The 9,532-nt window shown below is 64.7% G+C and carries 9 protein-coding genes; 1 reads left to right on the top strand and 8 read right to left on the bottom strand.

Translation table 11 applies throughout. The features are described from left to right. Positions 1–294: 294 nt before the first annotated feature. The 3 genes from CSC78_RS18130 to CSC78_RS18120 all read right to left on the bottom strand — a co-directional run bounded on the left by CSC78_RS18130 (position 295) and on the right by CSC78_RS18120 (position 4,111). Complete coding sequence (locus CSC78_RS18130) at positions 295–1,494, bottom strand: hypothetical protein (RefSeq protein WP_162339268.1); 1,200 nt, start codon at positions 1,492–1,494, stop codon at positions 295–297. Between the two features lie 558 nt (positions 1,495–2,052). Further along, complete coding sequence (locus CSC78_RS18125; RefSeq protein WP_162339267.1) at positions 2,053–3,150, bottom strand: serine hydrolase domain-containing protein; 1,098 nt, start codon at positions 3,148–3,150, stop codon at positions 2,053–2,055. A gap of 88 nt (positions 3,151–3,238) precedes the next feature. Next, positions 3,239–4,111 (bottom strand): AraC family transcriptional regulator, encoded by an 873-nt coding sequence (locus CSC78_RS18120; RefSeq protein ID WP_162339266.1) that lies wholly within the window; start codon positions 4,109–4,111, stop codon positions 3,239–3,241. Positions 4,112–4,404: 293 nt separating this feature from the next. Here CSC78_RS18120 and CSC78_RS18115 point away from each other — a divergent pair, with 293 nt between their 5' ends. Next, positions 4,405–4,869, top strand: a complete 465-nt coding sequence (locus CSC78_RS18115; RefSeq protein WP_162339265.1) for an SgcJ/EcaC family oxidoreductase — start codon at positions 4,405–4,407, stop codon at positions 4,867–4,869. A 169-nt stretch (positions 4,870–5,038) separates the two neighbouring features. On the opposite strand, the gene CSC78_RS18110 is transcribed toward CSC78_RS18115, so the two are convergent. Genes CSC78_RS18110 through napF form a run of 5 tightly spaced genes read right to left on the bottom strand, consistent with a single transcriptional unit; the run spans position 5,039 to position 9,530 of the window. Continuing rightward, positions 5,039–5,638 carry a NapC/NirT family cytochrome c gene (locus tag CSC78_RS18110; protein WP_162339264.1) on the bottom strand — a complete coding sequence of 200 codons (600 nt, stop codon included), beginning with the start codon at positions 5,636–5,638 and terminating at the stop codon, positions 5,039–5,041. 3 nt (positions 5,639–5,641) lie between these two features. After that, a complete protein-coding gene (locus CSC78_RS18105) occupies positions 5,642–6,205 on the bottom strand; it encodes a nitrate reductase cytochrome c-type subunit (RefSeq protein WP_162339263.1) in 564 nt (187 codons plus the stop codon). Positions 6,206–6,215: 10 nt separating this feature from the next. Further along, the gene (gene napA, locus CSC78_RS18100; protein ID WP_238391337.1) at positions 6,216–8,708 is read right to left on the bottom strand and encodes a periplasmic nitrate reductase subunit alpha; all 2,493 of its coding nucleotides are present in this window, start codon (positions 8,706–8,708) and stop codon (positions 6,216–6,218) included. Further along, positions 8,692–9,021 (bottom strand): chaperone NapD, encoded by a 330-nt coding sequence (locus CSC78_RS18095; RefSeq protein WP_162339261.1) that lies wholly within the window; start codon positions 9,019–9,021, stop codon positions 8,692–8,694. The genes napA and CSC78_RS18095 overlap by 17 nt, the downstream gene beginning before the upstream one ends. Continuing rightward, positions 9,018–9,530 (bottom strand): ferredoxin-type protein NapF, encoded by a 513-nt coding sequence (gene napF, locus CSC78_RS18090; protein WP_162339260.1) that lies wholly within the window; start codon positions 9,528–9,530, stop codon positions 9,018–9,020. Before napF ends, CSC78_RS18095 begins: the two co-directional genes overlap by 4 nt. Positions 9,531–9,532: the final 2 nt, after the last annotated feature.

The following is a 9,532-nucleotide window of genomic DNA, read 5'->3' as shown; positions in this document are numbered from 1 at the left end:
GACGTGGTGATCGCCAAGATCAAGGAAGGACGGGGGACGCATTTCGACCCGACCATAGTCGATGCGTTCGTAACGTGCCTGCCAAGAATGCTCGAAGTCAAAACCTACTGGGATCAGCAGGAGGCCGGGGCTGAGGATACCCCATCCGATTAAATGGCTTAGATGGACGGCGAAGCGCCATCATGTGGCGCACGTCTGCTTTGGGTCGAAAGGCGACATTTGCTGAGCCAGCCCAATCGAGACGTCAGTGGCGCGGAGACCACGGCAGACTTAGCTCGACACCTGCGTCCGCGACTACAAATTGACCGTGACATCCTCGCGGTACTGAGCACGCGTGGCTGCCATCTGCGCCTCGCCAGCCTTCAATTCGTTCCACGTCCAGTGGAAGTCGCCCTCGCTGGTCACCTCGCGCCCTGAGGCGCTGCGACAAGCGGCGATAAACGTAGCCTTGAGCGACTCCACCGTTTCCCTGGCCGCCTCACCCGCGCCCGCCGGCAGAAATCCACCTTGTCCCCAGCCCGGCGGGCCCGGTCGTGTGATCACATTCGAGTAGCAGGTCGGGTTGACGGTGTCGCCGGCACGCGGCATGAGACCGATCGATAAGACGAACCGCAGCGGCTGGCCGCCAGTTGCGCCCGCTAACGGTCCGGCGACGGGACCCAACGACGAAGCTGCCGTCACGGCGGGTGCGGGCATCGCGCGCTGCGCCGGCAGCACCCCGATGGCGCTACCAGCCGCTGCCTGCTGTTCCTTGGCCTCGGCATAGCCCTGCGCCGCTCCATTCACGAGCGTGCCGATCATCTGGAACTGCGCGTCACTGCGCTCCCTCTTGCGCCGCTCGAACTCGATCCGGTTGGCGGCGGCTATCTCCTTGTAGCCCGCCTCGCGGCTTGCATCGAAGGGCGACATGTATTCGACGGTCTGTGTGCCCATATAGCTTGTCCGCCGCTCCAGCCCGTTGGGGGTTGGGTAGTAGCCGAACTCGCTTCGGCCAACGAGCGTGCGCTTGGCGAACACCACCGTGCCATCCGCCGCGGCCCTGGCGGGAAACTTCACACCCGCGCCGTTCGTGGCCTGCAGGCCGGCGTCGGCAATTGCCTCAATGATGGTGGTCTCCTTCGAACCGCGCGCGTCGGCGCCGTACCACGTCCAGTTCTCGCGGATCTTCCCATCCTTGAACGAATAGTCGACCTTGGCGAACACAGGGCTGTCGGTGCTGCCCAACGCCATCGTGCGGCCGACCAAGTCGGCATAGACACCCCAGACGGCGCGATCGAGCACAGGGCGTGCCGGTTCCGCGATAAGAGAGGCCGTGCGCCCCTTCTCAGCAATCGCGCGCGCAAGCGCTACGCACGTCTCGTCCTGCTGCGTCGCCGCTGTAGCGCACAGTGCGGCATAGCTGGATTCAATGCTGGTGTCCTGCTGCGTGCTCGCACAGGGCGAGAGCAGCACCGATGTGGCAGCGATAACCGCCCGGATGTGGCTTGAACCCATGGTGCCCCCTTTTTTTCCAGCTAAGTGATAAGGCCAAATGGCTAGGCTCAAGCATAAGGTGTTCCGGACCGGACTGTGGCGGGAGTCAAGGCTGGAACATGCCCAATCAAGTCTTCCGGGCCCCAGCTCCGCTCATGGCCGGAAGCCGGCCTGGTTCGGACGCGCCGGGCCGCCACATTTCGACCTGGGCTTCGGTCTGCTCAGCGATCTCCGGAGCGTCCGCAACCTCGATACTCAGGCATCTGACCGTGTTCTCGAGCTTGGTATGTCCCAAAGGATCTGGACTGCGCTGAGGTTCTTGGTTCGGCGTTAGATCAGCGACGCTTTGGTGCGTCGCATGATGCGAGTCCCGTAGGCGTGCCGATCCAGTCCTACGGCAGCACCCATGACGCGACGATCCGAACGTATTGCCATGTAGACAGATGCGCCGCGGCGTTTCCCCGGCCGGGGAACAGGTAGGCCGAATGTGCAAGGTCCGCTCTCGAATTCAGTCAGCCAAGGGTCGTCAACAAGGCAATCGTCAGAATGTCAGCTATCGGCCAGAAGCGGACGTCGCCTTTACCTTATCGCGGGCAAGAGCTTCTGGTTGAGAAGCTGGAATGTAAGCCTTGGGGCGTTCTGCACCTGATAGTTGGTCGTCGTGATGACCACGACCATCCGCTCCTTCGGGAATACGCGCACCGTGTTTCCTCCCGTGCCATTCATGGCATAGGAGTCGAACGACCGGCCGGCGCTGGTCTCATGATGGAGCCACCACAGGTATCCATAGTCGATCCCTTCTTCGATGCGTGCATGCGGCTTCACGGATTCGGCGACCCAATTGGCGGGCACCAGCTGACGGCCCTCCCACTTCCCTCCGCGACGATAAAGCTCGCCCAGTTTCAGGAGGTCTCGGCTGCGCAACCCGAGGCCGCCGCCCGCCTGGGCCAGACCCAAAGGCGAGAACTGCCACTCGGGCGCGTCGATGCCCAAGGGACCAAACAACCTGTCTCTTGCATAGTCCTGAAGCGGGACGCCGGTAGCGCCCTGAATGGCGGCACCCAATGTCGTGACGCCGGCGGTGCAGTAGCGGAAGCTACGACCGTAGGGCGCCCGTTCGGGAGGCGTCATCCAGGCGGCAAACCCCTGCATGGGCAAGTCCAGGTAGAACCCTACCCAGTCCTCTATCAGATACATCCGCTCCTCATTGCCGCGCGACCACTGGTTCCAGTCGTCGCACTCGAGCAGCGACGACATGGTCATCAGGTCTTCGACCGTAATCGTCTGCTTGCGCGCATCTGGATTGGCGGGAGGTGCTCGGTTCAGCATCGGAAGTACAGGAGCATCGGGCCCGGCCATCTTTCCTTCGGCGATCGCAATGCCTGCCAGCATGCCGGCCACCGTCTTGGTGGCGGAACGCGTGTTGCGTCTCGCATCGCGCCCACCTTCGTCGAAGTAGCGTTCGTAGACCAAGGCCCCATCCCTGGCGACGAGGATGCTCGTGATCTGCTTGAACTCACCGGCGCCGACCGCGCGCTCCAGTTCGGCAAACGCGGTCGGATCCAGGCCGGCCTTGACCGGATCGGCCATCGGCCAGTCCTGCGACGTGTTGTCGCTAGCGATGACTGCCATGGGAAGGGCGAGAAGAATGACTGCGCTACAAAGGCGTGCGTACATGCGGAAATCCTGAAGGTAGGGCCGAAGGGACTGGATGGATGATGGTCTGCTCAGTGCCGCATGGCTTGCACGGCGACAACATGGCTATTCAGCCAAACCGTCGATAGAGGGAGGGAGAGCGGCCGTATGCGCGCTTGAAGAGACGATGGAAGTGGCTCTGGTCGGAGAACCCGAAGGCCGACGCGACCTCCGCGATGGAGTCATTGCCTCGGAGCAGTTCTGCGGCGGCGCGCTCAAGGCGAAGTTTCCTCGAGTATTCGACAGGCGTGCATCCGTGCCGCATCCGGAACACACGAGCGAGATGGACGGGATGGACATCGCAGATACTCGCGAGCCGGGCCATGTCGGCAGGCCTGTCGTGCAGATCCCGCAGGTAGGCCTCTGCCAAGAGCATCCATCCTGGCGTGCCCCGCACGTCGTCCTCCGGTCCACTGATCCCGGCCAGCAGTTCGTCCAGCAGGACCTGGGCCAGGCTGACATCGTCGTCCTGCCACGACATCATGGTGGTGGCAATTCCCGAAGCCAGCGCCTGGCCCGTTCGGCCGACATGGCGCGCGCCACGATCCAGGCGCCCCCCCCACTGCAACCTCAATGATTCCGGGATCATCATCGTGACGAACTCACCCTTCAGGTCATGAAACCTGTCGCGATGGGTGGTACCGGGCGCGTTGTAGATGAGAGCGCCTTCCGGACAGGCAGAAGGACCACGCTGGGCGGACGTGATGTATTTCCCGCTCAACACCAGGATCAGGTGCGCCTCTTCGTGCGAATGCCTGGGCAACTCTCTGGCGGGGATCGTGGGTACCAGTCGCGCCAGCTGCACGCCACTGGGTAGCGCGAGGATCTCTCCAGTGCCCACGCAGCCGGCACGGCGAGCAGGCAACTGGCCCGCCGGAAGCGCGACACCTTCAGCACCGGTCCGCTCTTCTCGAACGGGCAAGTCCTCCTTCGTTACGCGCAAGCCCTGCTCCCCGCCACCCTTGAGACGCGGCGATCCTGGCATTTACCAGGCGTCGCGCACACCGACAGGCGACGAAACCGGGAATATGCCGATGTAAGCCTTCTGTTCCGACGTGGATTCCCTTCCGCTACTGCGCGAAAGTGCGTAGCTATAAGTCGACGACTGCTTCGCGTCGAAGGCGGACTCGCCTGAGCCTCGGCTGCCCGTAAGATGGTGGGGCGTGGCCCGCGTGGAGCGATCCGTTCTGGCGTCAGGCCTCCGATTGGAATCCTCTCTCTTCGGGAGCAACACAAATGAAGACATTCGCTCTGTTCACACTGCTCGCTGCGTCTATCGCCGCCGCGCAGGCGGAAGACCGTGTAGCTGCTGGTCCGGAGTCGCTCTCGGACGGGTTTGTTGCGGCTTGGAACAGCCATGACGCCAAGGAGTTCGAGCAGCTTTTCACCACTGACGCGTACTGGGTTCCTACCGTGGATTCACGACTGGACGGCCGGGCTGCGGTCGTTGCGGATCTCGACAGGGCGCACCGAAGCTGGGCGCGACACACGACGCTGGCGATCGATAGAGTCAGCGTCACTTCGCGCGAGATAGCGCCCGGCGTTGCCGTTGTTCTTTTCCATGCCCCGTTTCGCCAAACCGACGGCACACTCACGTCGCCCGGGAATGCGGTGATGCTGGTCGCGGTCAAGGAGGACTCAACGTGGCGTATTGCATCCGGACAGATCACGAAACCCGGCGAGACGGTCACACCCCGCTGATGGAGCTGTCAATTCGTCAGAGCGGGTGACGCTTCGCGGCCCGGCGCTGCTCAGGAGCCAGCTGCTTTACGCTTCTGTCCGGAAGTGGATGTCTTTACGCCCATGTCCGCTTCCGGCCAGAAGCAGACATCGATCTTGTGCTGTCAACTAGCCCATGCACTAGGCATGCCTACCCTTGCGGGACTCGTTCCATGTTCGGAAGGTGATGGGCGACGCCCTTGTGGCAGTCGATGCAGGTCTTCTTGCCGGTGCCCAGCCACAGCTTATGCACCTGCGCGGCGCGCGAGCCCTGGCGGGTCAGATCCATCGAATCATAGTCGTGGCAGTTGCGGCACTCCAGCGAGTCGTTGGCCTTCAGCCGGTTCCACTCGTGCGTCGCCAGGATCAGGCGTTCGTCGAGGAACTTCTCGCGCGTGTTGATGGTGCCGAAGAGCTTGCCCCAGACTTCCTTGGACGCCTGCATCTTGCGCGCGATCTTGTCGGTCCAGTTATGCGGCACGTGGCAGTCGGGGCACGTCGCACGCACGCCCGAGCGGTTGCTGTAGTGGATGGTGGTTTTCAGCTCTTCGAACACGTTGTCCTGCATCTCGTGGCAACTGGTGCAGAACGCCTCGGTGTTGGTGGCTTCCAGTGCCGTGTTGAAGCCGCCCCAGAAGATCACGCCCGCCAAGAAGCCGGCCACCGTCAAGAAGCCAAGGCTGTAGTGCCGGCTGGGCAGCCGCAACGTGCGCCAGAACGCCAGCCCTTCCCGCTTCATCCGTGACCACATGGGCTACTCCTTGGCCGTCGGCGGCGTCGACAGCACGCTGTCGATATCGCGGAACTGGTTGGCGACCAGCACCGGCGCGTCGGTCTGCACCACGTGGCACTGGTTGCAGAAATAGCGACGCGGCGAGATCGTCGCCAGAAACTGGTCGTCGCGGTCCATGTAGTGCGTCACGCTGACCGGCGGCGCCTGGAACGTCGCCGCGTTCGCGCGCGCATGGCACAGCATGCAACGGTTGCTGTTCTTGTCGACCTGGTAGCCGTCGATGGCATGCGGGATGGTCGGCGGCTGCATCGGGTAGGCGCGGGCCCGCTTCAGGTCGGCGTTCTCCACGTGCGCCATCGGTGGCGGATGCCCTTCCTGGTCGATCGGTACACCGCGACGGATCGCCTCGATCTGGCCCGCGCCGGGTACGAACACCGCGCGTGCGTCCACCGGCGTGGACGCCACCGGCACCGGCACCGGCGCCTCGTGTTTCGCCGGTCGCCCCACCATCCACCCCGCCACGAATACCAGCGCCATCAGCGCGACCGTCAACCCCACCGCGATCCAGAGATGCCTGTTCTGCATGACGAGCCTCCTAGGCGGCGACGACCTTGACCGCGCACTTCTTGTAGTCGGTCTGCTTGGAAATCGGGTCGGTCGCGTCCAGCGTGACCTTGTTGATCAGTTGTCCGGCGTCGAACCACGGCACGAACACCACCCCCCGCGGCATGCGGTTGCGTCCGCGCGTCTCCACCCGCGAGCGCATCTCGCCGCGCCGCGACGCCACGATGATCTCGTCGCCGCGCTTGAGTCCGCGCGCCTTCGCGTCGTCGGGGTTCATGAAGACCACCGCCGCCGGGAACGCCTTGTACAGCTCGGGCACGCGCATCGTCATCGACCCGGAGTGCCAGTGCTCCAGCACGCGCCCGGTCACCAGCCACAGGTTGAATTCGTCGTCCGGCGATTCCGCGGGCGGCTCGTAGGGCAAGGCCCAGATCACCGCCCTGCCGTCCTTGTTGCCGTAGAACTCGAATCCCTTGCCGGCTTTCACGTACGGATCGGCCCCTTCGCGGTAGCGCCAGCGCGTCTCCTTGCCCTCGACCACCGGCCAGCGCAGGCCGCGCGCCTTGTGGTAATCGTCGAACGGTGCCAGGTCGTGGCCATGGCCGCGGCCGAACGCCGCGTACTCCTCGAACAGGCCCTTCTGCACGTAAAACCCGAACACCGCGGATTCGTCGTTCGCGTATCCGGCCTCGATCTCCGTGGTCGGAAACCGGTCCACGTTGCCGTTGCGGTACAGCACGTCGAACAGCGTCTTGCCGTTGTACTGCGGATTCGCCGCCAGCAGTTCGGCCGGCCAGCACTCGTCGGTGGTGAACCGCTTGGAGAATTCCATCAGCTGCCACAGGTCCGAGCGCGCTTCGCCCGGCGCCTTCACCAACTGGTGCCAGAACTGCGTGCGGCGCTCGGCATTGCCGTAGGCGCCCTCCTTCTCCACCCACATCGCCGCAGGCAGGATCAGGTCAGCCGCCTGTGCGGTCACCGTGGGATAGGCGTCGGAGACGACGATGAAGTTGTCGGGATTGCGGTAGCCGGGCCAGGTTTCCTCGCGCAGGTTCGCCGCCGCCTGCATGTTGTTGTTGACCATCACCCAGTACGCGTTGAGCTTGCCGTCCTTCAGCGCGCGGTTCTGCTCGACGGCGTGGTAGCCGATCTTCGGATTGATGGTGCCGGGCGGCAGCTTCCAGATCTCCTCGGCGTGCTTCCGGTGTTCGGGATTGGTCACCACCATGTCGGCCGGCAGGCGATGGCTGAAGGTGCCCACCTCGCGCGCCGTGCCGCAGGCCGAGGGCTGCCCGGTCAGCGAGAACGGGCTGTTGCCCGGCGCGGCGATCTTCCCGGTCAGCAGGTGGATGTTGTAGACCATGTTGTTGGCCCAGGTGCCACGGGTGTGTTGGTTGAAGCCCATGGTCCAGAACGACATCACCTTCGTCTTCGGGTCGGCATACAGCGCGGCCAGTTGCTCCAGCCAGCCGCGCTCCACGCCAGTCATCTCGACCGCCTTCTCCAGCGTGTATGGCGCCACGAACGCGGCGAAGTCCTCGAAGCTGATCGGCTGGCCGCCGTTCGGATCGTTGGCGTTCTTCGCCTTGACCTCCAGCGGATGCTCGGGCCGCAGGCCGTAGCCGATGTCGTCGTTGCCGCGCTTGAAGGTGGTGTGCTTGCCGACGAAGTCCTGGTTCACCTTGCCACTGCGGATGATGTGATTGGCGATGTAGTTGAGGATCACCAGGTCGGTCTGCGGCTTGAACACGATCGGAACATCGGCCAGCTCGAAGCTGCGGTGCTCGAACGTGGACATCACCACGACCTTGACGTGAGGATGCGACAGCCGGCGGTCGGTCACCCGCGTCCACAGGATCGGATGCATCTCCGCCATGTTGGAGCCCCACAGCACGAACGCGTCGGCGGCCTCGATGTCGTCGTAGCAGCCCATCGGCTCGTCCATGCCGAAGGTGCGCATGAAGCCGGTGACCGCCGACGCCATGCAGTGGCGGGCATTCGGGTCGATGTGGTTGCTGCGGAAGCCCGCCTTCATCAGCTTGTTGGCGGCATAGCCTTCGAAGATCGTCCACTGGCCGGAGCCGAACATGCCTATGGCATCGCTGCCCTTGTCCTTCAGCACGCGCTTGAACTGCGCGGCCATCACGTCGAAGGCTTCGTCCCATTCCACCGTGGTGAAGTCGCCGTCCTTCGCATACACGCCGTTCTTCTTGCGCAGCAGCGGTTTCGCCAGCCGGTCGGCGCCGTACAGGATCTTCGACAGGAAGTAGCCCTTCACGCAGTTGATGCCGCGGTTGACCTCGGCATGCACGTCGCCATGGGTGGCAACCACGCGCCCGTCCTTGACCGCGACGTTCACCCCGCAGCCGGTGCCGCAGTAGCGGCACGGCGCCTTGTCCCATTTCAGCGTGGTCAGGTCGCCCTCGGTGACGACGTTGCTGCCGCTGCCGGTCAGCGGCAGGCCGGCCGCTGCGGCCGCGGTGGCCAGGGCACTGTGGCGGATGAAGTCACGACGTGTGCTCATGGGCATCTCCGGTCGCCGACACGATGGACAGGGAGGGAAGCGGTGCGTCGAGCGCATGCGCCGGCTCGGCGTGGTGGTAGACCAGCAGTACGTTGAGCACGCCCGGCACGGCCTGCAGCGCATCCACCCGGTCCATCACCGCATGGCGATCGGCGGACTCGCAAATCACCACGCTGCGCGTCCCGCCGCGCAACGCGAGATCGAGATCGTCGTGCGCATCGATCATCGCCGCGAGCGCATCCGCGGCCGTGTCGCGGTGCTGGATGACGAAGCTGGCGATGTGGACGTCGGCGTCTGGACGTAGACGACTCATGCAATGGCCTCCATGGCGGGCGCGTGGTGCAGGGAAAGGGCGTCGACCGGGCAGGTGCCGACGCAGGCGCCGCAGCCCGTGCAGGCATCGGCATCGATTACCGCGGTCCCCCGCGCCGCGGGCGGTACGCGGATGGCGGAGGCGGGACACACTTCGCGGCAGCTGGCGCAGACCACGCCGTGGGCGGAGAGGCAGGTGTCCGCGACGTGGGCGGACAGCGTCCAGGGGGGATCGAGGGTCGGCAGGAAGGCGTCGCTGCCGCATGCGGCCGCGCAGTCGCCGCAGAAGGTGCATTCGCCGGCCCGCGCATCGAAGCGCGGAAGCCCATCGGCGTCGCGCACGAGGACCTGCGGCGGGCAGGCGCGCACACAGGCATCGCAGCGGGTACAGGCGGCGGAGAATTCGGCGTCGGGCCTCGCCCACGGCGGGCGCAGGACGACGACGTGCGGGACGGGCGCGGCGTGGCCAAACAGCAGGGCACGACGCGAGCGGGAGCGTGCGCTGTCCATCA

The sequence above is a fragment of the Pseudoxanthomonas japonensis genome, assembly GCF_010093445.1.
In the GTDB taxonomy this organism is placed as follows: domain Bacteria; phylum Pseudomonadota; class Gammaproteobacteria; order Xanthomonadales; family Xanthomonadaceae; genus Pseudoxanthomonas_A; species Pseudoxanthomonas_A japonensis.
The sequence above is the reverse complement of the archived record's forward strand: the minus strand, read 5'-3'. Positions and strand labels throughout refer to the sequence as shown.